Source organism: Paenibacillus sp. GCM10023250, assembly GCF_042653205.1.
In the GTDB taxonomy this organism is placed as follows: domain Bacteria; phylum Bacillota; class Bacilli; order Paenibacillales; family Paenibacillaceae; genus Paenibacillus_Z.
In genome coordinates this window covers 90095-114784 of the sequence record NZ_JBHSHY010000008.1, presented here as the reverse complement: position 1 = coordinate 114784, position 24690 = coordinate 90095, and the positions used below count along the sequence as shown (strand labels likewise).

General features: G+C 62.8%; 24 protein-coding genes. 2 read left to right on the top strand and 22 right to left on the bottom strand.

What is annotated here, in order from left to right; translation table 11 throughout:
• Window positions 1–21: 21 nt before the first annotated feature.
• Window positions 22–1089, bottom strand: a complete 1068-nt coding sequence (gene pdhA, locus ACFPB1_RS09575) for a pyruvate dehydrogenase (acetyl-transferring) E1 component subunit alpha (protein ID WP_379224454.1) — start codon at window positions 1087–1089, stop codon at window positions 22–24.
• A 289-nt stretch (window positions 1090–1378) separates the two neighbouring features.
• On the opposite strand from pdhA, the gene ACFPB1_RS09570 reads away from it, so the two are divergent.
• Window positions 1379–2119: an alpha/beta hydrolase gene (locus ACFPB1_RS09570; RefSeq protein ID WP_379224452.1), complete on the top strand. Its 741-nt coding sequence runs from the start codon at window positions 1379–1381 to the stop codon at window positions 2117–2119.
• Between the two features lie 139 nt (window positions 2120–2258).
• Here ACFPB1_RS09570 and ACFPB1_RS09565 read toward each other — a convergent pair whose 3' ends face one another.
• A complete protein-coding gene (locus tag ACFPB1_RS09565) occupies window positions 2259–2741 on the bottom strand; it encodes a low molecular weight protein-tyrosine-phosphatase (RefSeq protein WP_379224449.1) in 483 nt (160 codons plus the stop codon).
• A complete protein-coding gene (locus ACFPB1_RS09560) occupies window positions 2738–3421 on the bottom strand; it encodes a trimeric intracellular cation channel family protein (protein WP_379224547.1) in 684 nt (227 codons plus the stop codon). Before ACFPB1_RS09560 ends, ACFPB1_RS09565 begins: the two co-directional genes overlap by 4 nt.
• A 269-nt stretch (window positions 3422–3690) precedes the next feature.
• On the opposite strand from ACFPB1_RS09560, the gene ACFPB1_RS09555 reads away from it, so the two are divergent.
• A complete protein-coding gene (locus ACFPB1_RS09555) occupies window positions 3691–4332 on the top strand; it encodes a thiamine diphosphokinase (protein ID WP_379224447.1) in 642 nt (213 codons plus the stop codon).
• Between the two features lie 17 nt (window positions 4333–4349).
• On the opposite strand, the gene ACFPB1_RS09550 is transcribed toward ACFPB1_RS09555, so the two are convergent.
• From ACFPB1_RS09550 to rnz, 19 genes are all read right to left on the bottom strand, one after another.
• Window positions 4350–6341 (bottom strand): endonuclease MutS2, encoded by a 1992-nt coding sequence (locus ACFPB1_RS09550; protein ID WP_379224445.1) that lies wholly within the window; start codon window positions 6339–6341, stop codon window positions 4350–4352.
• Between the two features lie 463 nt (window positions 6342–6804).
• A complete protein-coding gene (locus ACFPB1_RS09545) occupies window positions 6805–7578 on the bottom strand; it encodes an MBL fold metallo-hydrolase (protein WP_379224443.1) in 774 nt (257 codons plus the stop codon).
• 92 nt (window positions 7579–7670) lie between these two features.
• Window positions 7671–8339, bottom strand: a complete 669-nt coding sequence (locus ACFPB1_RS09540) for a GNAT family N-acetyltransferase (RefSeq protein ID WP_379224441.1) — start codon at window positions 8337–8339, stop codon at window positions 7671–7673.
• A gap of 20 nt (window positions 8340–8359) precedes the next feature.
• Window positions 8360–9037 carry a GNAT family N-acetyltransferase gene (locus ACFPB1_RS09535; protein WP_379224438.1) on the bottom strand — a complete coding sequence of 226 codons (678 nt, stop codon included), beginning with the start codon at window positions 9035–9037 and terminating at the stop codon, window positions 8360–8362.
• Between the two features lie 37 nt (window positions 9038–9074).
• Entirely contained in the window at window positions 9075–9938 is an 864-nt protein-coding gene (locus ACFPB1_RS09530) for a carbon-nitrogen hydrolase family protein (RefSeq protein ID WP_379224436.1), read from the bottom strand.
• Between the two features lie 25 nt (window positions 9939–9963).
• Window positions 9964–11322, bottom strand: a complete 1359-nt coding sequence (locus ACFPB1_RS09525) for a HAMP domain-containing sensor histidine kinase (RefSeq protein ID WP_379224434.1) — start codon at window positions 11320–11322, stop codon at window positions 9964–9966.
• Window positions 11319–12017: a response regulator transcription factor gene (locus tag ACFPB1_RS09520; protein WP_379224432.1), complete on the bottom strand. Its 699-nt coding sequence runs from the start codon at window positions 12015–12017 to the stop codon at window positions 11319–11321. Before ACFPB1_RS09520 ends, ACFPB1_RS09525 begins: the two co-directional genes overlap by 4 nt.
• A gap of 202 nt (window positions 12018–12219) precedes the next feature.
• Window positions 12220–13833, bottom strand: a complete 1614-nt coding sequence (locus tag ACFPB1_RS09515; protein WP_379224430.1) for a serine/threonine protein kinase — start codon at window positions 13831–13833, stop codon at window positions 12220–12222.
• A 107-nt stretch (window positions 13834–13940) separates the two neighbouring features.
• A complete protein-coding gene (locus tag ACFPB1_RS09510) occupies window positions 13941–14957 on the bottom strand; it encodes an SAM-dependent methyltransferase (protein WP_379224428.1) in 1017 nt (338 codons plus the stop codon).
• The gene (locus ACFPB1_RS09505; RefSeq protein ID WP_379224426.1) at window positions 14954–15736 is read right to left on the bottom strand and encodes an ABC transporter ATP-binding protein; all 783 of its coding nucleotides are present in this window, start codon (window positions 15734–15736) and stop codon (window positions 14954–14956) included. Before ACFPB1_RS09505 ends, ACFPB1_RS09510 begins: the two co-directional genes overlap by 4 nt.
• 20 nt (window positions 15737–15756) lie before the next feature.
• Window positions 15757–16065 (bottom strand): cyclic-phosphate processing receiver domain-containing protein, encoded by a 309-nt coding sequence (locus tag ACFPB1_RS09500; RefSeq protein WP_379224424.1) that lies wholly within the window; start codon window positions 16063–16065, stop codon window positions 15757–15759.
• A 5-nt stretch (window positions 16066–16070) separates the two neighbouring features.
• Window positions 16071–16904, bottom strand: a complete 834-nt coding sequence (locus ACFPB1_RS09495; RefSeq protein WP_379224422.1) for a deoxyribonuclease IV — start codon at window positions 16902–16904, stop codon at window positions 16071–16073.
• Window positions 16905–16910: 6 nt separating this feature from the next.
• On the bottom strand, window positions 16911–17753 hold the full coding sequence (locus ACFPB1_RS09490; protein ID WP_379224420.1) for an Fpg/Nei family DNA glycosylase: 843 nt from the start codon (window positions 17751–17753) through the stop codon (window positions 16911–16913).
• Window positions 17754–17769: 16 nt separating this feature from the next.
• Window positions 17770–18597, bottom strand: coding sequence for a TIGR01457 family HAD-type hydrolase (locus tag ACFPB1_RS09485; RefSeq protein WP_379224418.1), 828 nt, complete (start codon window positions 18595–18597; stop codon window positions 17770–17772).
• Between the two features lie 5 nt (window positions 18598–18602).
• Window positions 18603–20051 (bottom strand): ribonuclease H-like domain-containing protein, encoded by a 1449-nt coding sequence (locus tag ACFPB1_RS09480; RefSeq protein ID WP_379224416.1) that lies wholly within the window; start codon window positions 20049–20051, stop codon window positions 18603–18605.
• A 95-nt stretch (window positions 20052–20146) separates the two neighbouring features.
• Window positions 20147–22396 carry a DEAD/DEAH box helicase gene (locus ACFPB1_RS09475; protein ID WP_379224414.1) on the bottom strand — a complete coding sequence of 750 codons (2250 nt, stop codon included), beginning with the start codon at window positions 22394–22396 and terminating at the stop codon, window positions 20147–20149.
• Between the two features lie 238 nt (window positions 22397–22634).
• Window positions 22635–22922, bottom strand: a complete 288-nt coding sequence (locus ACFPB1_RS09470; protein WP_379224412.1) for a hypothetical protein — start codon at window positions 22920–22922, stop codon at window positions 22635–22637.
• A gap of 15 nt (window positions 22923–22937) precedes the next feature.
• Entirely contained in the window at window positions 22938–23609 is a 672-nt protein-coding gene (locus ACFPB1_RS09465) for a metal-dependent hydrolase (RefSeq protein ID WP_379224410.1), read from the bottom strand.
• An 85-nt stretch (window positions 23610–23694) separates the two neighbouring features.
• Entirely contained in the window at window positions 23695–24633 is a 939-nt protein-coding gene (gene rnz / locus ACFPB1_RS09460; protein WP_379224408.1) for a ribonuclease Z, read from the bottom strand.
• Between the last annotated feature and the right edge of the window lie 57 nt (window positions 24634–24690).

The window sequence follows — 24690 nt, the reverse complement described above, 5'->3', positions numbered from 1 at the left end:
CTTGCTTCTCTATTCATCCCATTATTGAAAATCGGCTTTTTGTGCTTCCAGGTAGGCCGGCGTCGTTTCGAACATGGAGTCGATCAGGCCCGGAACCGTCATTTTTTCGGTCGCTTCGGCTTTTTTGATGTTTTCGTTGACGGCCGCTTTCGCTTCCTCTTTCACGCGGGCTGTATCTTCTTCCGTCCACAGCCCTTTCTTCTCGAGGAATTTGGCGAAGCGCGTGATCGGATCCTTCAGGCTCCACTCGCCCTCTTCGTCCTTCGTGCGGTATTTGGTCGTGTCGTCCGCCATGGAGTGCGGGCGGAACCGGTACGTGATCATCTCGATCAGCGTCGCGCCTTCACCGTTGCGGCCGCGTTCCGCCGCTTCGGATACCGCTTTGATGACGGCGAGGACGTCCATGCCGTCGACTTGTACGCCGCGAATGCCGGCAGCCACCGCTTTATGCGCGATGGACTGCGCCGCCGTTTGTTTGGCGAACGGCGTCGTGATCGCGTAGCCGTTGTTTTGAACGACATAAATGACCGGAAGCTTAAATGCGCCCGCGAAGTTCAAGCCTTCGTAGAAATCGCCCTCGGAGGAACCGCCGTCGCCCGTGTACGTAATGGCGACGCGCTTCTCGCCTTTCTTCTTGAACGCCATCGCAACGCCTGTCGCGTGCAAAATTTGCGCGCCGATGATGATTTGCGGCATGAGAACGTGGACGCCTTCCGGCACTTGGCCGCCTTGCTGATGGCCGCGGGAGTACAGGAACGCCTGGTACAGCGGGAGGCCATGCCATACGATTTGCGGCATGTCGCGGTAGCCGGGGCAGATGAAGTCGTCTTTGTTCAGGGCGTATTCGCTGCCGACCATGGACGCTTCTTGGCCGGACACCGGCGCGTAGAAGCCGAGACGGCCTTGGCGGCCGAGGTTGACGGCGCGCTCATCCCACGTGCGGGTGAATACCATGCGGTACATGATTTCTTTCAACTGCTCGTCGGTAAGATTCGGCATATAGGCCTCGTTTACGACTTCTCCTTCGGGAGACAAGACGGAAAGCGGCGTAACCGGCTCCGAATGAACTTCGTAAGGCAACTTGCTCATATTGTTCACCTCAGTTAAATATTTGAAAAATCGCGTAGCTCTGTTATAGAATGATTATAAACCTGTTTAACCGATATGGTCAAAGCATAAAGCACTAAATTCCGCTGTAATCGGCAACAAAATGTCTATAATCCTGCCAAATTGTATATGTAACAGCTGTTAAATTTTGATAGTACAGCATAATACAACAGCATGGAAATCGCGGTACGCCTCCCTTTTGTTTACCCTAACGGCCGCGAAACCATGCAGCAGGCGCAAAGCGTTTGCAATCGAAAGGAGATATCGCCGCATGACGGACCAACGCTATTTAAAACGAACGATCGTGAAGGAAGTCGTCGCCAGCCGCTTTTTGCCGGAAGGCTCCCGCAATCTTCGCGTTTATTTGCCCCCGGGCTACAACGAGCTGCTCAGTTATCCCGTCGTCTACTGCCAGGACGGCGAACAGTTTTTCAACTTCGGGCGGATCGCCACGATCGCGAACCAGCTGATTCTCGACGAAGGCGTGGAGCCGTTCCTCATCGTCGGCGTCGACGTGAATCTCGCCCACCGGACGGCGGAATACGCGCCGGAAGGCGATCGCCACCGGGCTTACGTCTCGTTCTTCGGCGAAGAACTGATTCCGTTCATCGAAGAAAAATATCCGATCCGCCGCGAATCGGAGTCGCGGATTCTCGCCGGGGACTCGCTCGGCGGCTCCGTCAGCGTGCTGCTCGCGCTCGCATATCCCAATTTGTTCCATCAAATTATTGCCTTGTCCGGCGCCTTTTATCCCGAGATGCGGAAAATCGTCGAAGCCGCGGGCGATCTAAGCGCGCTCTCGCTGTTCATGATCGTCGGCCTGCAGGAAACGGCGTTCAAATCCGATCTCGGTGTCTTCGATTTCGTCGCGCTCAACCGAGAGATGCGGCGCCTTCTCGAAAGCAAGGGCGCATCGGCGGTCTACGGCGAGCATGACGGCGATCACGTCTGGGGCTTCTGGCAGCGATTCCTCCCGGACGCGCTGCGCACGTTCCTGCGCGCGGAGAGCTGAGGCGCTCCGTTCGCGTTCCCGCGCTCCACGCGAATAACCGGTAAAAAACAAAAACCGTAAGCAGCCCCGCCGGGGTGCTTACGGTTTTTTGTTCATGCCGGCCGCTGTACGCGGCTCTGGATACGAGCGTCGCGTCGTCTTATACCTTGTCGGGGTGCGCGCGGCGGATGCGGTCGAGCAGCCGCTCGCAGCCTTTCGCGACCAGCTCGTACACCTCGTCGAAGTTGCCGGTGTAGTACGGGTCCGGCACGTCCTTGCTTTCCTTCTCCGGCATCAGGTCCATGAACCGGAACACCTTCGCGTTGCCGTCCGCCTTGCTGCCGAACACGTCCCGCACGTCGGTCTCGTTGTTGGCGTCCATGCAGACGATGTAGTCGAACCGGTTGAAATCATCCAGCAGCACCTGCCGGGCCCGAATGCCCTCGTACGGAATGCCGTGCCGGTCCAGCAGGGCGCGGGTCCCTTCATGGGGCGGCTTGCACAGATGCCAGTCTCCCGTGCCCGCGGAATCGACCTCGATCCGGGCCTCCAATTCCCTGGTCTTCACCAGGTTCCGGAACACCGCTTCCGCCATCGGCGAACGGCAGATATTGCCGAGACATACAAACAAAACCCGAATCAAAGCCCTACCCCTTCCTTATGCTCTTTCTTCGCCGCCGTTCGTTCGTCTTCCGCGAACACCGATTGCGACAATGCGTATTTCAGCGACCGCCGCGGCAGCCGCCAGCCGTAATGCACCGAGAGCATCCGGAACAGGATGACGGCCGCGAACAGGATCAGCAGCTCCACCGGCGAACGGAACCACCCGAGCCCGATCGCGGCCCCCGCGCTCATCGCCCAGACGGCGTAAATTTCGTCCCGCAGCACGAGCGGTTTCCGTCCCGCCAGCACGTCGCGGATCATGCCGCCGCCGATGCCCGTCAGCATCGCCGCCACGATGACCGCGCTAAGCGGATATTTGCCCGTCGCGTACAGCGCGCCTTGGATCGCGAAGGCGGACAGCCCGATCGCGTCGAAGAACGCCTCGCTCTTCTTCCAGGTCCGAATCCATTTCAAGGGAAGGACGAAAGCTACGGTCATCGCAATCACCGCGGTTTTGAGCAGCATGCCCTGCGTCCAAATCGTCGTGATCGGAACGCCGATCAAGAGGTTGCGGATCACGCCGCCGCCGAACGCGGTCACGAGGCCGAGCACGTAAACGCCCAGTATATCGTATTCTTCCTCCATCGCCACGATCGCGCCGCTCACCGCGAACGCAATCGTGCCGATAATGCTGAAGACCGTGAAGATGTCCATATTCATCGCTGCATTCATCTCATGATGCCTCCGCCGGTTTCGTCCTATTCTTCAATAATCCTTTCTCAAATCCTTTCTCATTTTAGCCGCGGCGACTGGAATCTTCAAGCGGTAATTGCACGCCAGTTCGCAAAGCAGCCGGTTGGCAAACGACGGCGGACGAACGTATACTTGGCTTAAGAACCGCTGCGGCAGTTTCCGGGCTGCGCGCTGACTGGGCAACGACTAAGGAACAATTGATTTGAACTCTTATCGAAAGGCGGTTTCATGGATATATGAACGACAAACGCATTGTGATCGTGACGGGAGGCCGGCTTGGAGACTGGGCGCTGCCGCTGATCGAACCGGATGATTTCCTCATCGGTGCGGATGCCGGCGCGCTCTTCCTCGCGCGCCGCGGCCTCCGCCCGGACATCGCGCTTGGCGATTTCGATTCCGTCACCGCGGAGGAGCTCGCGCTCGTCCGTCGGGTCAGCGCCGAAACGCGGGAATACGACCCCGTGGACAAGGATTATACCGACACGGAACTCGCCTGGCGGCTGGCCGTCGCCAAGCGCCCCAAGGAGATCGTCCTCGTCGGCGGTCTCGGCACCCGCTTCGACCATACGCTCGCGAACGTGCACCTGCTTCGCTTCGCCGCGCGCGAAGGCGTCCCGGCCTGCCTGGCGGACGAGCACAACCGCATCCGGCTGGTCTCGCGGTCGCTGCGGATCGCGGACGAGGGCTTCCCATACATCTCGCTGCTGCCGCTTACGGAATCGGTGACCGGCATCACGCTGACCGGTTTCCGGTATCCCCTCGCGGACGCGGCCATCGAGATCGGCCAATCGATCGGCATCAGCAACAAGCTGACCGGCGGCGAAGGCATGATCGCGATCAAGGAAGGGCTGCTGCTCGCGATCGAAAGCCGGGATTGAACCCCGTTCGCCCCTTCCTACTCCTTGTCGTCGGCCGGCGACTCGATCGACAAGCCGGGCACGTATTTGCGGCGCATGAGATTCCGCTTCTTCCTGTTCTCCTTGGATTCGAACACGATGTCGAGGTCGTAGCCGCCTCCCGGATACAGCTCCGTGTGCGCGATGTACAACGACAGCCGCTTCCGGTTGAACGTCATCTTCGCCTTCTGCACCTGCACGACGACGTCGCCCCGTTCGTCCGCCGTCCGGTAGACGATGCCCGTTCGGCGGAGCGGATGGATCCAGACGGAGTCACCGACCTCGAGCGGCCGCTTCACCTTGGGCTCCCCCGCCGTCGTCTCCGGGTCCGTGGGGCCGACGGAGTCTCGGCCGGCCTTCTTCGAACGTTTCGGCCTCTTAGCCGACGCTTGGTCGAACGGCTGCGAATCGGAAGGCGCTCCGTATGGAACGGCTTCCCCCGCGTCCGCTTCTTCTCGAGGACGGACCGCCGACTTCGCTCGCTTCTCCGCCCGTTTCACCACGGCTTCCGGCAGACCGAACCGCCGGGCGATCGCGAAGGCGAAGCTGTCGCCGGCTTCGCCGATCTCCAGCCGGTAGAGCGGCCTTAGCGTCTCGGGGTCGAACGTCATCCGTGCGTTCGTGCAGCCCGGTACGTGCGACGCGAACCGCTTGATTTCATTGAAATGCGTCGTCGCCGCCACCAGCGATCCCCGCTGCAGCAGCTCCTCCAGCACCGCGATCGAGAGCGCGATGCCCTCCCCCGGATCCGTCCCCGCCGCCAGCTCGTCGAGCAGCAGGAGCGATCGGCCATTCGCCGCCCGCAGCATGTCGCTTAACGCGTCCATATGCGCCGAGAACGTGCTGAGCGACTGCTCAATGCTTTGCCCGTCGCCAACATCGGCCAGGACATGCTCGAACAGCCCCATCTCCGTGCCCCGCTCCGCCGGCAGCAGCAGCCCCGCCTGGTTCATCAAGGCAAACAAGCCGACCGTCTTGAGCGCGACCGTCTTCCCGCCCGTATTCGGCCCCGTTATGATCAACTGCCGCCAAGCTTCGCCGAGCTCGACCGTCAACGGCACCGCTTTCTCGCCGAGCAGCGGATGCCGCGCGCCGACTAGGCGGACGAACGGCCGGTCGACGAGCGCCGGCGCGATGCCGTCGTATGTCCGGGCCAGCTTGCCGCGCGCAAAGATGAAGTCGAACGACGCCATCGCCTCCATGTTCCACCGGAACGCCGCGGCATGCGTTTCCGCCAAGTCGGACAGCTCCGATAATATCCGCGTCCGCTCGCGTTCCTCCTCGCCCTGCCACAGCTGCAGCTCGCCCTGCAGGTCCGCCACGTCGGCCGGTTCCACGAACAGCGTCTGGCCGCTCGCCGATTCGTCCCATACCGTGCCCGGTACTTGACGTCGCAGCTCGCGCTTGACCGGAATGACGAAACGGCCGTTCCGCCTGCTGACGAGCTGCTCCTGCAGCGCGCTCTTGTACTTGCCGAGCAGCTGGTTGAGCCTGCGCTCGATCCGGTCCTCGGCGGCCGCGATATGGCGCCGGATGTCGCCCAGCTCGGGACTCGCCTGGTCGGTCAATCGTCCATGCCGAATGCAGCGGTCCAGCTCGCGCACGAGCTCCGGGCAGTCCTGCATGGAATCGGCGTAGCCGCTGATCGTCGGCGCCGTCATCCGCTTGCCGTCCATGTAGCGTTTCATTTGCGCCACGGACGTCAGCCAGACGGCGAGCTGGCCCAGCTCGTGCTCCGTGTAGATTTTGCCTTTGCCGAGCAGCGCCAGGAACGGCCCGATGCCCTCCATGGCGGACAACGGCACGCTGGCACCGGTCGCGAGCAGCGCTGCCGCCTCTTCCGTTTCTTTCAGCCAGGCTGCGACCTGCTTGGCGTGCCGGCTCGGCTCCAGCCGGTCGACGAGCGTCCTTCCCGCTTCCGAGACCGTATACGCGGCCAGCATCGCTTTAATTTTATGAAATTCCAGAGTCGTCATCGTCTTGTGATTCATCGTGCACCCATCCTTTTCGTTAATATGAAAATAAAAAAAGGGACGGAAAGCGCATAAACGCATTCCGTCCCTGTGGGAATGACGGTGCTTCAGCCGATCGCCCACTTCTCGCGAGAAATGGAACACCGGCATGAAAAAAGCGTGCTCGAAGAGCACGCTCCATTACCGTCCTGCAGCAGGCGGGAAATGGGTCATGTTCTTAACTCATTGGCGACGAGAACGCGGAATCGGGAATAACGAACTAAACCTGCCGTAAAACGGTCAAGGCGCAGGTCGTTCAAGCTTTGCGATTTGCGCTTTCGTCCCTGGCGGCCTTCGGCCCCAGGTCATATCCAATTAGAAGTTAAGAACACCGACACGCATCAAAATTTCCCCTTGCTGGTTAAAGTTAGTAACATCATAACGGCTGGCCGCCGTCAATGTCAAGCTGGCTCCAACCCAAACCGAGTTCGGCGGCCTCGGCCTACACCGTAACCGTCTGTCCCGTCCGCGCGAACGCCGCTCCGGCCGGCAGCCCGTAATCGCGGCCGAGGTCGATGTCGTGCGACAGGTGCGTGAACACCGCGCGTCCCGGCTTCAACCGTTCGAGCAGCGCCAGCGCTTCGCGGACGTCGTAGACGGAACGGCTCTCGAACGCGTACGGCTCCTCGTAGAAGCTTGTGCCGAGAATCAGCACGTCGAGTCCGTGAAGCGGCTCCAGCTCTTCGTCCGACAGCGCGATGGCGTCGGAGCAATACGCGAAGCTGCGTCCGGTCGCGGCGTTCTCGAACCGGTAGGCGTACGCGTAACCGTTCTTGCCGTGGTTGACCTTCCAGCAGAACGCCTTCCAGCTGCCGAACGTCAGGTCGCCTTCGATCGGCACGAACGCGATCTGTCTGGACAGCCAAGGGAATCGGACGAGAATCTCGTCGATGACGTCCGGCATCGCGTACGCCGTTCCTTGGCGCCCGAGCCACCGGCACAAGTCGGCATATTCCGGCAGCCCGGCGATGTGGTCGAAGTGGGCGTGGGTAATCAGCACGGCGTCGAGCTGCCGAAGTCCCGCAGCTTCCATGCCGCGGCGCCAGTCCGGGCCGCAATCGATCAACAGCGAGCCGATCCCCTCGTCCTCCAGCCGGACGAGCGAGCGGTACCGGCGGTTCGTCCCGCCGCTTCTCGCCTCCTCGCAAACCGGACAGGCGCAGTAGACCCGCGGAACGCCCATGGCGTCGCCCGTTCCCCAAAACGTGATTTTCATGCTGCGATACTCCTTTAGAAAAACCTAGCCGTGCATTCGTTATTGAATCGCGCCGGCGCAAGATGCCGCCCGGTCGCGGCCGGGACACGGATCTAGAGCGGCAGCAGGCGCAGCTTGTCCTGCGTCTTCAACTGCTCCATCATCGCATACCATTCCGCAGGCTTGTTCGGCAGCGCCGAATAATATTGGGTCAGAAACGCCGTCACGAGCGACGCGTCGAGTTCCGTCCGGTTCTCGTCGGCGGGGAGGAAACTGAGATTGAGGCCCCCGACCGCCGAGCCGTCCTCTTCCCAGGACGGATGCACGTACGGGAAATCAAGCCGCATGTAGCCGATATGCGAGAGCACTTCCCGGCGCACGTACGGATTCATCGGGTAGATGCCGCCGAATTCGTAGCTCGCTTGCGCCGGATCGTAAATTTCGGCGAACATGCCAAGCGAAACGGTCCCGCTCTCCGCCGCAAGCCGCTGTAAATCCCGCTCTCGGCTGCGAAGCAGGAAGCGGCCGATGCCGAGACCCGGGCGGCCGACGATCGTGAAGTCCGTCATCGCCACACGCAGGCCCGGATAATACCGGTACTCCGTCGTGCCGACGACCTCGCCTTCATGCACGGCGACGTACACGTGGATGCTCTCGTCCTCGAGCGGCGCGCGCCATTTCTCAAACGCCAGCACTTCCTCCGGCGGGAAAACCGTCTTCATCAGGTCGTGCATCTTGGCGAACAGCGGGTGGTCAATGGATTGAATGCGTATGTAGTCCATGGTTTCGCTCCTTCGGTCTGTTAATGGCCGCCTTCTCCGGGATGAAAGGGGTTCCGCCACTCCATGAGCGCGGCGTAATTGCGCGATTCCTCGTCGTCCAGGTAGCCGGCGACGGTCCCAATCGGCATCCGGCCGCAGCGCAGCAGGAACGTGATCACAGGATCGCTGTACCGCCCCGCGACGATGCCGGATAAGTAGTCGTCCGGCGCGACCTCGTCCGCGTACCGGTGATAGCTCGGCATCCGGCCGCCGCCGAGCAGCCGCTTCAGCCCGAGATGGACGACCGTCTCATACATGCTCTGCATGAGCCATTTGCCGATCCCGGCCTTGCGCATCTCCGGTACGACGCAGATGTCCGCGATGTAGAGCGTGTCTCCGTTCGGATCGTGCGTGCGGATATAGCCGCGATCGGTGACGGTCTCCCAGCGATGGTCGCCATGCAGCGCATCGCCGCGCACGACGAGCCCCGTCATCGAGCCGATCAGCTTGCCGTCGTGTTCCGCGCATAACGCGCCTTCGGGAAACCGCGTCACGTGCTCGCGGAGCTGCTGCTCGCTCCACCACAGCTCGGACGGGTATGGCGGCGGAAAGCACAGTTTCTGAATCTCGATCATGCCCGGAAAATCGGTAAACGTATAATTGCGAATGACGATCTCGATCGGCTTGCCGTTTAAGAAGACGATCAACTGCTTGCGCATTGCGATAACTCCTCCTTCGCGCGGACGGACCGCCGGCTTAAGACCAGTCGCCGTACAGATCGGTGCGGCGGTCGCGCCACGTCGTGACGAAACCGGCTGCCCGGACGTCGTGCAGCAGGCGGACGTCGATGTCCGCGACGACGAGCATGTCGTCGTTCACGACGCCTTCCGTCAGGATGCCTGCCGGCGGGAACGGAATGTCGTTCGGCGAGATGACCGCGGCCTGCCCGAAGTTCGCCCGCATAAAGTCGACCTTCCGGAGAGAGCCGACCGTGCCCGTCGTGACGATATAGACTTGATTCTCGACCGCTCGCGCGTGGCAGCAGTAACGCACGCGGTAGAAGCCGTGACGGTCGTCGGTACAGGAAGGGCAGAAAATGATGTCCGCTCCCTTGGCCCGCGCCATCCGGACAATCTCCGGAAACTCGATATCGTAGCACGTCAGCATGGCGATCGTGCCGAACGGCGTGTCGAACACCTCAAGCCCTTCGCCGGGCGACATGTTCCATTCCTCGCGCTCCGTCGGCGTCATGTGCAGCTTAGCCTGCTTCTCCACGCGGCCGTCGGGATAGAACAGATGCGCGGCGTTGTTCAGCTTGCCGCCTTCCGCTGCGATGACGTGCGTGCCGCCGATAATATGGACGCCGTATTCCGCCGCCAGCGACCGGAACAGCGCGATGTAGGCGTCCGTGAATTCCGGGAGCCCGCCGATCGGCAGCGCGGCGCCCGTCCCGTCCCCGATGGACAGAAGCTGCGTCGTGAAAAATTCGGGGAACAGGATGACCTGTACCCCGTACTCCGAGGCGTTCCGGACGTAGTGCCGGACTTGGAACGCGAATTGATCGAAGCTGTCGATGTCGGCCAGCTTATACTGCACGGCGCAAACGCGGATGCCGCTCATGGTACGCTCTCTCCTTTACGTGACGCTATTTTTTTTGCGGAATCGCGATCGAGATCGTCGTTCCTTGGTCCGGCTTGCTGAATACGTCGATCTGCCCTTCATGGAGGTCGACGATCCGCTTCGCGATGGACAGGCCGAGCCCGACGCCGCCGGTCGAACGGCTTCTCGCCCCGTCTACCCGGTAGAAACGCTCGAATAGGTTCGGCATTTCTTCCTCCGGAATGCCGATGCCTTTATCCGAGACCGAGAACCGGACGACGTTCTTATGCAGCGCGATGTTGATGTCGATCGGTTCCTTGCTGTATTTGATGGCGTTATCGAGCAAGATGACCAGCAGCTGGCGGATTTTCTCCTTATCGGCGTTCATCCGGATGTCCTGCTTGCCCGGCGTATGGACGCGGATCATCCGCTGGAACGTCATGTGCAGCATATCCGCCGTCTCGTCGGCGAGCTGCACCAGATTGAACGTTTCCCGCTGAAGCCAGTCCTCCTGCTCCGCCTGCGCCAGCTGCAGCATAGACTTCGTCAGGTTCTGCAGCCGCGTCGATTCCTTGCTTATCGCTTCGATCGCTTCGTCCCGAATGCTCGCGTCGTCCCGGCCCCAGCGCTTCAGCATGCCGGCGTAGCTGGTGATGACCGTGATCGGCGTCTTCAGCTCGTGCGACGCGTCGGCGACGAACTGCTTCTGGCGATCGAATGTCCGTTCGAGCCGGTCGACCATTTGGTTGAACGCCCGGGCGAGCTGCAGCAGCTCCGCGGATTGGTCGCGCTCGGCTAGCTCGATTTTGCGCAGCTTGCCGCTCCGGTCGATTTCCCGCATCGTCTGCACCATGTGCTGGATCGGCGACGTGAGGCGGGACGTGAACCAGTAGGTTCCGAAGATCGCGAACAGAATCGCCCCGATGCTCGTGATCGACAGCGCGATGACGAGCACTTTCAAGTAGCTGTCGAGCAGCGTTAGCTTGCGGTACAGCTCCAGCGTGCCGATGATTTCGTTATCGTGGAAGAGCGGCACCTTCATATAGAGCACGCGGCGTCCGTCGATGAAGAACATGCCCGTGTCGTGACGCGTGGTGAAATCGTGCTTGAGAGCGAGCAGCTCCGGGTCGGAGCCTTGCGTGTTGACCACTTTGCCGTTGCTGTCCACGATGCGCATCAGTTCGCTGACGTTGTAGTAATCCCGCAGCAAATCGGCGTTCGACAGCTGGGTCGGGTCGTTGATCCGAGGATCCTCGAGCAGGATGTTCACTTTGTTCGTGAGCAGCTGATCCTCGCTGCGGATCGTGATTTTGATCACGAACAAGTAGACGAAGATATTAAACAAGATCAATATAAAAATAAGCCAAAAAATCGTAAAAAACGTAAATCGGCGGCGAAGCGTCATGCATCCGGCTCCTTCAGCATGTAGCCGACGCCGCGGACCGTATGAATGAGTTTATGGCGGTAGCCTTTATCGACCTTCTGCCGCAAATACCGGATGTAGACGTCCACCAAGTTCGTTTCCCCGATAAAATCGTAACCCCACACTTCGGATAAAATGTCCTCGCGGGATTTCTCTTCGTTCCGATGCTCAGCCAAATAGACGAGCAGCTCGAATTCACGAGGCGTAAGTTCGATCGGCAGATCCTTGCGAAACACCTTGCGCGTTCGCAGCTCGATCGACAAATCCGCGGCTTTCAGCACGTCGGGGCTCTCCGGCTCCTTCGGCTGCTGCTGGAAGATGCGCAGCAGGTTGCGCACCCGCGCGAGCAGTTCCTCCATGGCGAAAGGTTTCGTTATATAGTCATTGGCACCGTGTTCGAATCCGCTCACTTTATCCGGAATCGTGTCGCGGGCCGTCAAGAGAATGATCGGAATCGGATTGCCCGCCTGCCGGATGCGCCGCAGCACCTCAATGCCGTTCAGCTCCGGCAGCATCACGTCCAGCAGCAGCATGTCCCACTCGCCGTTCATCGTCTGCTCCAAGCCGCTCCTGCCGTCCGCCGCGCGGCCGACGACGTAACCTTCGTGCTCCAGTTCGAGCTGAAGAATCCGCGCGATGCCGTCCTCGTCTTCGATGACGAGAATGCGTTCGTTCATACGCCTTTGCACCTACTTTGCTCTATTCTGTAACCGGGTTCCCGGCGAACCCTTCCCATAATCATAATGAAGCATGTCCGCCAATGCAAGGGTCTTCGGCTTGCGCGACCCGGGCCGGGACCGCCCGGGACGCCGCGTCCGGTCTCCGTCTCCCCCTGCTGCCGCGTCCCTCAATTGTAACACATTCATCGCCCCCTGTGGCTCACACCGACGCGGCAATCGCCTGCAGCACGGGCTGCAGCGACCGTTCCAGCAGCGGCTGCCATGTCCGGTGCGCCGTGGCCCATTTGCCGGACCATATCTGATCCGTCCACGCCTCCGCGGGCAAGAGCGGAATGGAGCAGCCGGGCTTCGCCGGCATGGCGGCGAGCCAATCGCCGCGGGCGCCGAACTTGCCGTCCTTGTTGGCAATCCAATACGTGCCTCGGCCCGCGAGCTCCCGCTCAGCGCAGATTCGCTTCGCCGCGGCCAGCCGTTCGACCGTCCATTTGGCCGGGAACGGGTCGGCCACGAACAGCAGCAGTTCGCACGCGGCCAGCTGTTCCGCCATCTCCGGCGACAGCCATCGGCTGGACACGTCGGTCAGCACGATCGGCGCTTCGATCGCCTGCAGCATCAGCCTGTGCTTCAGGTGCAGCTCCGCCTCCTGCCCGGCGGCCGCGTGCGCCGCGGGCTCCAAGCGGTACCAGGTCATCCGCCCGGACGGCGAAGCCGCCGGTGCGTACCTCCGGTCGGGGCTGGCGGCCGCCCCGCTTCCGAACCGCCCTTTCCCCGCATCCGGCAGCAGCGCATGCCATTCCGGCTCGAGCGCGGGATGCTCCACGGCCGCCGCAGGCGGATAAGCCGGGCGATCGAGCAAATGTCCGAGCGTAATCGCCGTGAATGTCGCGCCGGCTCCGGGCGACAAGGACGCGACGACCACCGACACCCGGCGCGAACGCGCCTGCCTGCCGCTCGCGGCAAACGCCTGCCGATCCGCTTCTCCGCCTGAGCGCTCATGCAGGCAGACCGCGAGCGCCTGCCGGGCCTCTTCCATGGTCGGATAACGCAGCGCGGGTACGGGATCGATCATCCGGGCGATGACCGCGATCAATGCCGGCGGCCCGCCGAGCAGGCCGCCCATGGCCGGCGCGCTTCCGCCCCCCGGCCCGCTGCCGGGCTTGATCCCGCCGGCAAGCAAATAATAGAGCAGCGCGCCGAGACCGTACACGTCCGTCCGCGCGTCGCTCTGGCGGTCGCCTTCCTGCTCCGGCGCCGCGAAGCCCGGCGTGCCGAGCGTCACCGTATCCTTCGCCTGCCCCGGCTTGAATTCCCGGGCGATGCCGAAGTCGATGAGCCGCACGAACCCGGAGCGGTCGATCATTACGTTCGTGGGCTTCAAGTCCCGGTGGATGATCGCGGGCCGCTGGCCGTGCAGATAATGAAGCGCCTCGGCCAGCTGAAGGCCGATCTCGACGACGACGGCCGCCGGCACGACGCCGCCCTGCCGTTCCAAGTATGCCTGCAGCGTCATCCCGTCGATGTAATCCATGACCAGCAGCTCGCAGCCGTCTTGTTCCTCCGGCGGAAAATAATCCACGATCAGCGGCAGATGCGGATGGTTCAGCCGCATGAGCAGCGCCGCCTCCTCCGCGCCGCGGAAGCCCGACGCGGCGCTCGAGCGGTTCGCCTTCAAGGCGCGAATCTTGCCGTGCAGCCGCACGTCCTCCGCTGTGTACACCTCGCCCATTCCGCCTTTGCCGATCAGGCCGTGAATACGGTAACGCCCGCCGATCAGCGTGCCGCTCACGAATGTTTCTTCCCGTTCCATGTTCATTGCTCTCGATTCCCTCCATTTCAACGTCAAAAAAAGCACCCCGAACGAACGGACCGGCGGTCCGTGCGATCAGGATGCTTTCCTGCGATGCCCTATGCTCTCATGCGTTATCGTTTCACCATATAGATCGTCATTTCGTCGCGATTATGAAATAGCTGCTTCGCCTTACGCAGCTCAAAAGCCGTCTCCAGCTTCGCGATCACGTCCCGGATCGTCTGGAGCGGCTTTTTGTGCATCAGCTTGATCGTGATGACCGCCGCCGCGCCTTCCCGGAGCGCCTCGACCTTCTCGAGCACCAGCTTGGCCATCTGCATCGGGCTCCAGCTCATGTCGCAGACGAGCAGATCGAAGGAGCCGGGCGCGAACGTCACGTCCGAAGCGTTCTTCTTGAGCGCCGTCAACAGCGGGTATTCGGCCAGCTTCGGGTGAAGCTCCGCCGGATCGATCGATGTGACGCGCAGTCCGCGCTCCAAGAGCAGCTGCGTCCATCCGCCCGGCGCGGCCCCGATGTCGAGCGCGTCGCGGAACGTCTCGAAATGAAGGTCAAATGCGCGCTCGGCTTCCAGCAGCTTGAATTTCGCGCGCGAAATTTGCCCTTCCTCGCGTTGGAACCGGACGGCGCCGCCCGGCCAATCGGAGAGCTGCTCGGCCGGCGTGCCCCAGCCGACGTACAGCTCGTCCGTCCCGGCGAAGATGGACAGGATCCGATCCGGCGCCTGCATCGTCGTCTCCCCGCCCAGCTCCATGATCACCGCTTCCAGCACCGTCTTCGTATCGGCGGCGGAATACGGATAGCGCGACCCTTCGACTTTGCGCAGATGGATCGCGGTCGTACCGGACGCGCAGCGGACGCGGGCGTGCCGGACAAGCTCCGACAGCGCCTGCAGGTCGTCCGCGTTGCCTTGGATCGGCAGGATGCGGTCGATCGCCTGAATATGCCGCAAGAAGATCGGCTCGTGCGTCCGCAGCTGGTCGGCCATCGCTTCACGGTTCAGCGGCACCTCCATCCGAAATGTCTCGCCGGCGATGAGCTGCGTGAATTTAAGGCCTTGTATCGTTCTGCGAAGCTCTTCCATCGCCAACGAGGCGAAGCCGTGATTCGCGGTTCCTATCCATTCCGTCACTGCGTCTTTCCTCCCGGTAATGCCCGAATCCACGGGCGGTCATTTGCCCAATGCACGTCTACCGGCCAGCCGTAGGCGGCGGAGAGCCATTCGGCGCTCAGCACGTCCTTCTTCGGCCCGGCCGCGACGATTTCCCCGTTCTGCACAAGCGCGACATGCGTGAACAGCGGGATGATTTCCTCCATATGGTGCGTCACGTAGACGACCATCAGGTCGCGCTTGCCCAGCCGTCCGAGGTCGATCAGCAGATTTTCGCGTTCGTACAGATCGAGCCCCGCGCAAGGCTCATCCATGATCAACAGCTTCGGATCCTGCATGAGCGCGCGGGCGAGCAGCACCTTCTTCCGCTCCCCCTGCGAGAGCGAACCGAGCGACTGCCCGGCTGCATGCGGCAGGCCGACCTGCTCCAGCAGGGACAGCGCCTTCTGCCGGACGGCTTCGTCTATCTCCTGATAGAAGCGCAGGAACGCGTACTCGCCGGTCGCGACGACTTCCCAGACCGGGTCGCGCAGCGTCAGCTTCTCCATGATGGACTGGCTGATGTAGCCGATCTCCTTACGCACCTCGCGAACGTCGCACTCGCCGTAGCGGTTGCCAAGCACGTCGATCGTGCCGGACGTCGGAAACTCGTAACCATTCATCATTTCGAGCAGCGTCGTCTTGCCGCAGCCGTTGCGCCCGAGAATGACCCAATGCTCGCCCGGGTTCATCCGCAGATTGACGCCGTTTAGAATTTGCCGTTCCCCGCGGCGGAACGTGACGTTATGCAGCGTGATCATGCCGGTCCCCTCCCCCAAAATTACGCCTGCTTCATCGGCCCGTGATGGATGGCCACGTCCGGCGGCGCGTGCCGCGACAGCAAATGAATCATGGCGATCCGGCCCGCGGCGCTGGACGTATGAAAATAACAGCTTCGCGGATAGCGCCCGCTGTCCACGATGTACTGCACCACGGCGAGGCCGTTCGGCTGACCCCAGCCCAGCTCGTAATCGAGCGACAGCACGTCCACTTCTTCGTGCTCCAGCAGCAGGATGCATTCTTCCGCCGATTTCGCGAGCACGAACCCCTGCGGGCACGGCCGGTAATCGTCCAAATAGACGTTGATCATGTCGCTCACGCGCCTCCCATGCTCCGGATAAGGGCCAATTGCTCCCGATGCGTGCCGTCCGTTCCCGAAGGCGTTTCCAAGACGAACGGCGTGTCCGCGAGCAGCGGATGCCGCAGCAGCCACGTCAAGCCCGGCGCGCCGATGCAGCCTTCGCCGATGACCGCGTGCCGGTCCCGCTTCTCGCCGCTCGGATAGACGGAATCGTTCAGATGAACGGCCGCGAGATGCTCGATCACGCCGAGCGCCTGCGCCTTCCACAGCCAGTCGGCGTCCGGGCTTCCGTCCCATGTCCCGCTCGCGAACAGGTGGCACGTGTCGAGGCAAAAGCCGATGTTATGATTGTCCTTGCATAAACCGCGGATCTGGGCGAGCTCCTCCATCGTCGTGCCCATGAAGGTGTGGTCGCCCGCCTGATTCTCGATCAGCAGCTTGGCCTTGCCCCGCCACTGCTGCGAGACGGCGCTCAGCGTCACGACCGCGTTGCGATACCCTTCCAGCGGATCCTGCCCTTTATAGACGCCGAAATGCACGACGACGCCAAGCGAGCCGCACGCCTCGGCGATGTCGAGATCGTTCAGCAGCGACAGCACGGTCTGCGCGCGATGCTCGGCGTCCTCCGAGGCGACGTTGGTCGGGTACGGCGAATGCGCGATCGAGACGATGCCCTGCTCCGCGCAGAATTCCGCGCAGCGCCGCGCCTCCGCGAGGTCGAAGCGCTTGACCGCCAGGCTCCGCGGATTCTTCGGAAAATATTGATAGGCTTCCGCGCCGAACGCCGCCGCCCTTCTCGCGGCCTCGCGGTAGCCTCCCTTCGTCGACACGTGAAACCCGGCGCGCATCCGGCGTTACCGGTCCTTCTGACAAGACGGGCAGTAGAACAGCTTGCGCGAGTTGAGCTCCGTCTGCACGATCCCGCTTCCGCAGCGCGGGCAGGCTTCGCCGCCGCGGTCGTAGACACGGCAGTGCTCGTTGTAGCCCCCCGTCACCGTATCGCCTTCCGTCAGCGGAAGCTCCATGTATCCGCCCTTGGCAATCGCGTCGTTCAGCACTTCGCGCATGGCCGCGTAGATCCTCTCCCAGCTCGCCGGCTCGATGGCGGCCAGCTTGGCGTCCGGGCGCACCCGCGCCTCGAACGCGATCTCGTCCGCATAACAGTTGCCGATGCCGGCGATGACATGCTGGTCGACGAAGGACGTTTTGAACGAGCCGCGTTTTCCTTTGAACCGCGCCTTGAAAGCGTCCAGCGTCAACCGCGGATCGAACGGCTCCGGTCCCAGGTCCGCCAAGCGTGCGAGCGTCTCCTTCACGGTCAAGAGGTGAAGATAGCCGAGCCGCAAGCCGATGAAGCACAGATCACCCGCGGGAAAGCCGATCGTGACTTGCACGGAGCGGTCCGGCCGTTCGGGCGGCAGTCCTTCCGGCGTCAGCAGCGTATGCGATTCGTACCGGATCAAGCCGCCCAGCATCAAATGCAGCAGCAGCCTCTTGCCGTTGTCGAGGTGAAAAAGCAGCATCTTGCCCCGCCGCTCCACGAACCAGACGGTCCGGCCGACAAGCTCCCGCTCGAACGTCTCGACCGGCACGTTGATGGATTTCGGCCGCGTCACGTCGACCTTCGTAATGGGCTGGCCGGCGATGCGTTCCGCCAACAGCCTGCGATAATGTTCCATTTCCGGATATTCCGGCATCCCTACAACTTCCTTCCTATCGGCTCTCAATCTGCCTTGTCAGCCGGCGATGCAGCCACTCCCGCAACCGGTGCAAGTCGTCGATGACCTCGTTCGCCTCGCAGTCGGCCGACGCGAGCAGCTCTTTATAATTGTCGGCCGTTGCCAGCCCGGTTAATACCAGGACGGTCGGACAACCGACGGATTTTCCCGCGGCGATGTCGGTCGCCGGATTATCGCCGATCACCCAGGTTTCGTCCGGCGCCAGGCCCAGCCGGTCCAGCGCGAAGCGCATCCCGATTGGCGACGGCTTGCCGATGACGACCGGCTCGGCGCCCGAAGCCGCCCGCAGCATGGCGGCGATCGACCCGGCGCCCGGAACAAGCCCGTGCTCCGCGGGCACCAGCAGGTCGGGATTCGTCAAAATATACGGCGCGCCGCCGCGGATATGCCGGACGGCGGCGGCAGCTTTCTCATATGTAAACGACCGGTCGATCCCTTGGACGACCAGCTCCGGATCCTCTTCGACCAGCCGCATGCCCCTCTCCTCCAGCGCGGCGAGCAAGCCGGCCTCTCCGATCGCATGCACCCGCGCGCCCGGCTGCCGTTCCGCGATATACGCGGCCGCGGCTTGCGCGGACGTGCAGACGTCCCCCGGCTCCGCCGGAATGCCCATCCCGTTCAGCCGTTCCGCGACGACGGCGGGCGTCGCGGACGAATTGTTCGTAACGAACAAATAACGGACGGCTTCCGTCTTCAGCATCCGGACGAATTCGTCCGCGCCGGGGATCATCCGGCCCCCGTGGTACATCGTGCCGTCCAGGTCAATCAGCAACCCGCGAAGGCGGCCCGTGCCCTGTCCCATGTCGTTCACCCCTTCGATCGTTTCAAGCGCAGACGGTCGATCCGCTTGCGGATCAGGTCCAGCTCGCCTTGCCGCCGGCCGCGCGCCCGCGGTCCCGCACGGCGGCCGGCCGCCAGCTCGAGCGCCTGCTCCGCCAGCAGCAGCGCGCGCCCGAATTCTTTCGTTCTATGCTCGTAATACATCGCAAGCTCGATATGCGCCTCATAGTCCGGCAGCACCGCTTCCCCGGACATGCGGACAGCCTTCTGCCACAATACCACAGCGCGTGTCCAATTTCCACATTTCTTGTCGCGTTCCGCCAGCAGGCACAGGCTCCGGTAGGACGGACGCGGATGCTCCGCGAACCGGGCGTACAGCGGCTCGGCTAACTCCGCCTTGCCCATCCGTTCCAGCCACAAGCCCGTGCGGAGCAGCTCCTCGGCTTCCGCCGGAACCTCGACGCGCGTGCCGACCCCGCCCGCGAGAAAATGGCCGAAGCGGATCGCCAGCGCCGCGAGCGACAGCATGTCGGTCTCGTTATGCGCGAAGACGCCCTGCAGCGGCTCCGGGTCCCCGTCCGCCAAATATTGAACATAGATCGCCGGCGCCAGCGAGCCGGGCACATCGTCCCCCCGGCTGATGCCAAGCCGCTCTTCCTCGACGCGGCTCAGCTTGCACGAAACGAGCGTGTTGCGCCAGACGGAGCGGGACGGGTGAAGCAAGTCGATATGGACCGGCTCCCATTTGAACGCGCGGTAGCCGTGCAAAATAAACCGGTTGTGCAGCACGGGCCAGTCGAACGTCCGGCCGTTGTACGTCACGAGATGCGTGAACGTCGGCAGCATGGCGCTCAAATAACCGATCATCGCGCGTTCCTCCGCGGGATGGCGGATCAGCATCTGCTCGACGACGAACGCGTCGTCCTGCACGTACGCCAGGCCGACCATGAACGGCACATTGCCCGCGCCGACGCCAAGGCCCGTCGTCTCGAGGTCGAGGAACAGCGCGTTCCTGTAAGCGTACGTGCCGCCGGCTCCCGCATCGAATGCCGACATCGCTTCCTGGACGCCGAGCCATTCGTCCAGCCGGTGCGTGCCGTGCCGGTGCGACAGCGGATAGCGGGACTCCCGGACGAGAAATTCGCCGTCCGTCGAGCTGACGAACCGGACGCCCATCCCGCTCCAGGCCGGATGCAGTTCCTCGTCCGCCTGATCGGCGCCTGCGTCGCGCGAAGCGCCGCCAGGGCTTCCTGCGGCCTCCATGCCTTCGGCGACCGCCAAGCCTTCGGCAAGCGGATTGGCTTCGCCGGCTTCCCAGCTTTCGGCCGCTTCCCCGCCATGCAGGCCGGCCGCAACGCCAGCCGCCTCCGGCCGAAGCGCGGCCGCCGGCGGCTGCTCCGGCATGCCCGCCAGCCGCTCCGCCTGCGCGGTCTGGGCGCTCTTCATCCGCAGCAGCTTGTCGCGCAGCCCGCTCATGACGGCACGGCCGCCTTGGTTTGCGATTCGACGGGCATTCGCCCGCAGGCGCCAGGCCCTTGCCGTCCCGGCTTATCGCATCTGATTTCGGTCATTTACAGCCCCTCCAGTACCAGCAGGCTCTTAGGCTTCGCGTCCATGCCTTCGATCTCCGAACCGATGCACGACGGACAGCCGTCATCGCACGGGCAGCGGCGGATCAGGTCGATCGCGGCCGCCTTCACCTCGTCGAACCGCTTGTAGATGCCGTCGGCAAGCCCGATGCCGCCGGGGTAATGATCATAGATGAAGATCGTCGGCAGGCCGGTATGGTCCGCCTTGATCTGCGAGATGACGTGCACGTCGCTGCGGTCGCACATCGCCAGTACGGGCACGATGTGGTTCATTACGTTCGCGATGCCGAGGAGCAGCTGCTCCAGCGTCTTCGTACCGAGCTGCGGATCGACGTCCTTGAGTTCGATCCAGGTCGCGCTCGTGTGCAGCTCCTGCTCCGGGAGATGAATAGGCCCCCAGCCGATGTTCTCGTTGGTGGACAAGCGGATTTTCTTGAACAGCGTTGGGAGCGCCGTGACGCTGACGTCGCCGTAGTGAATGGCGCCGAGCGGGCGCTGCGCCGTACGGTCGATCTCCAGCACCTTCGTCTGCACCGCCAGGTTGGCGTCCGTATAATACTCGACGTCCACTTCCCGCACGTACGCCTTGTTATGGTCCCAATCCAGCTTCTCGACCTGGTACTGCACCCCTTCGTGCAAATAGATCGCTTCGTCGTGCAGCAGCGTCATGGCGCTGAATTTGTCCATTTCCCCGATGATTTTGACGTCCGCGGTCACGGATTGGTCGACGATCACGACGTTCTCCTGGGAGGCGGAACGCAGGCTGACGCCGCTCGCGGGGAACGCCAGATTCGCCCAATAATAGGTATCGCCCCTATGGTGAAGCACCCGCTCCTCCGTCAAATATTCCATGATGTCCGTCACGTCCAGCGGCCCGAATTCTTCCGTGCCCTTGAACGGCAGCTCGTACGCGGCGCATTTCAGATGGTCCACCAGAATCATCAGGTTCTCCGGATTGATCCGGGCATGCTCCGGGGTCCGCTCGAAGAAATAATCCGGGTTGTGCACGATGTACTGGTCGATCGGCGTCGAGCCGGCCACCATGACGATGAGCGCCTCGCCGTGGCGGCGTCCGGCCCGGCCCGCCTGCTGCCACGTGCTCGCCACGCTGCCGGGGTAGCCGGTCATCACGCACACCTGCAGCTGTCCGATATCGACGCCGAGCTCCAGGGCGTTCGTGCTGACGACGCCCAGAATCTCGCCGTCGCGCAAGCCGCGTTCGATCTCTCGGCGCTGCTGCGGCAGGTAGCCGCCGCGATATCCGCGAATCGATTTCGCGGTCAGCTCGTTCTTGACCAGCTCCTGCAGATGGCTCAGGATGAGCTCGACGCGCACCCGGCTGCGGGCGAACACGATCGTCTGGATTTTGTTCCGCAGAAACTCGCGGGCCAGCTGGTTGACCTCGACGGTCGCGCTCTTGCGGATATTGAGCGGCTGGTTCACGATCGGCGGGTTGTAGAAGACGAAGTGCTTCCGCCCGCCGGGCGCGCCATTGTCGTCGATGAGCCTCATCGGATTGCCCGTAAGCTGTTCCGCGAGCTCCTTCGGGTTCGCGATGGTCGCCGACGTGCAGATGAAGACGGGGTCGCTGCCGTAAAATTTGCAAAGGCGCTTCAGCCTGCGGATGACGTTGGCGACGTGACTGCCGAAGACGCCCCGGTACGTGTGCAGCTCGTCGATGACGACGAATTTCAAATTTTCGAACAAGCTGACCCACTTCGTATGATGCGGCAGGATCGCCGAATGCAGCATGTCGGGATTCGTGATGACGATATGGCCGGCTTTGCGCACGGCCTGACGGATCGCCGGGGCCGTGTCGCCGTCGTAGGTATAGCTCTTGATATCGATGCCCATCTCGGCGATGATCTCGTTCAATTCGCTCTTCTGGTCCTGAGCGAGCGCCTTGGTCGGGAAGATATACAGCGCGCGGCTTGACGAATCTCCGGCGATCGCCTGCAGCACCGGCAGGTTGTAGCACATCGTCTTCCCCGAGGCGGTCGGCGTGACCGCGACGATGTTCTCCCCCTTGTTCACCGCCTCGAAGGCGGAATGCTGATGCGTGTACAGCGACTCGATGCCGCGCCTGGCCAGCGCGTCGCGGATGCGCGCGTCGACGCGGTCTGGAACCGGCCGCAGCCGGGCTTCCCGGGGTTCGATTTCATGCCAGTGGATGACGTTTTCATTATGGCGAAGCTGCTCGATCAGGTCGGGCAGCGATTTTCGTTTGAACATGTGCGGTTCACCTCTTTATACGCTCCATTTTAGCGAATATCTGTTCGCTTGACCAGCAGGAAGTGCGGCGGGACGCGAATTCCCGGGCCAACGACCGGTAATTTCGCATGCCCTTCGGCAGGCGCGTTCCCGTTTCCGGGGCCAAACGCAAAAAAGCCCGCGGGAGCGGGCGCCGCATGATGCCGGTGCCTTGCCGCGGACTGTCGCAAGCGTATCGCGCGATGCATAAGGATGCGCGTCACACGAACGGCGGCTGCCACGATTTCTTGTTCCAGCCGATCCGTTCGCTCAGCACGTTCATATTCCGGTCGAGCGTCACGGCCGCACTGAACGGCATGCCGCGCTGATGCCAGAAGCGGACGTCGCTCCATGTCACGAGGTACCCGTCGACGACCTCCTGCACCTTCACGTGCACGCGCTCGGCGAAGTGATGGAACGCCCGCACGCCGGCCGCGGCCATCGTCGCCTTCGCCGGTTCTGCGAGGCTCTCCGGCTTCGCCTTCGCGAGCCGTGCCGCATCATCCACCCGGCCGCCCCGGAACTAGCCGGTCGCGTATTCGTCGCCCGTGTCGGCCACGTACTGCCAAGACGTACCAAGCAGTGACGGCAGCAACGTGATACATGCCGCGTCCATGCTGTAATGCGCGGTCAGTTTGCTCAGCACGACGCGGTTGACGGTGAGACGCCAAGCCATATATAGGGCGGTCAGCACATAGACGAGCATGCATGCGAGCACGGCGTACGAATAGCCGGACAGCAACAGCAGCGCCGCAGCCGCGTGCCCCCCGAACAGATACGGATCGAACAGCGGAAGCGCGTCGAGATGCAGCCATTTGCGCCTGATCGGCCTTAAGCATTGCACGCCGTAGGCGTTGAACAAATCCAGGACGATGTGGAAGCATACCGCGAGCAGCGTCCAGAGCACGACGGTCCAGCTCCATTCCCCTGCGCCGAACAGCCAAGCGGCCGGAAAGCCGAGCAGCGGCGCCCACGCGAGCGGGGCTGGCAGCGAATGCGTCAGGCCGCGGTGATGCCGGATGTACGCGGACGGACCGCGCAGCCGCATCACGGCATCGAAGTCAGGGGCATGGCTGCCCAGAAGCGCGGCCGCGAGCACGGCGTGCTGCAGCTCCGGATGGGCCGCCACGGCTGGATCCGCCATGGCAAGGCCGGCAAGCGTGACGCCGAACAACAGATGACTACCGGTATCCATGCATCATCATCCCTTCGTCTGCTGGTGGTCGCTGGTCTTCGCCATCATCCTACCAGCGGACTGTCAAGGGAACGTTCGCGGTTCATTAAGAATTTGTAAGCGGGGGCCGCGCAATGACGATGTCCGCCATCTCGACGGCCGGCTCGATCTCCGGGAAAATCGCCTTGACGCCGTTCGCCAGCTCCGCGACGGCTTCGTCGTCGTAGCGCGAGCTGAAATGCGTCACGACGAGCCGCTTGGCGCCGGCGGCGCGGGCCGTTTCGGCCGCCTGCCCGAACGTCGAATGCCCGTACGCCGCCGCCTTCTCCTCCAAACCGACGGCGAACGTCGCCTCGTGCACGAGCAGGTCAGCGCCGCGCGCGAGCCGCACCGCATTGTCGCACGGGCGCGTGTCGCCGAGAATCGTCACGACGCGGCCGGGATGCGGCTTGCCGACAACGTCGGCAGCGGCTACGGTCATCCCGCATTCGAGCGTAACGTCCTCGCCGCGCTTCAGCTTGCCGTACAGCGGTCCGGCCGGCACACCGAGCTCGGCCAGCCGCTTCAGGTTGAGCGGCCCGTGCTGCGGCCGCTCCGTGATCCGGTAGCCGAAGCACGGCAGCCGGTGCTCCAGCGCCGCCGCTTCGACGAGATAACGATCGTCCTCCAGCACGACGCCTTCGGCGATCTCGACGACGTTCAGCTCGTAGCCGAGGTGCACGCCAGTCAGCTCGAAGACGGTGTCCAGGTAGCGCTTCAGCCCCGGTGGACCAAAGATATCCAGCTTCGCGGCCCCTTCGAAATAGCCTCGGCTGCTCAGCAGGCCGGGCAGCCCGTACAGATGGTCGCCGTGAAGATGCGTCATGAAAATGCGTTCCAATTTATTCAGCTTGAACCGGCTGCCGAGCATCCGGTGCTGCGTGCCCTCGCCCGCGTCGAACAGCCAAAAGCCGCACTGCGGCTCGGGCAGCGACAGGGCGATCGACGTCACGTTGCGCGTTCTTGTCGGCCTGCCGGCGCTGGTGCCTAGAAACGTTAGCTGCAAGCGGTTCCCTCCACTTCGTTTGCAATCCCGATCCTTATAACAATACCCTCCGAAGGG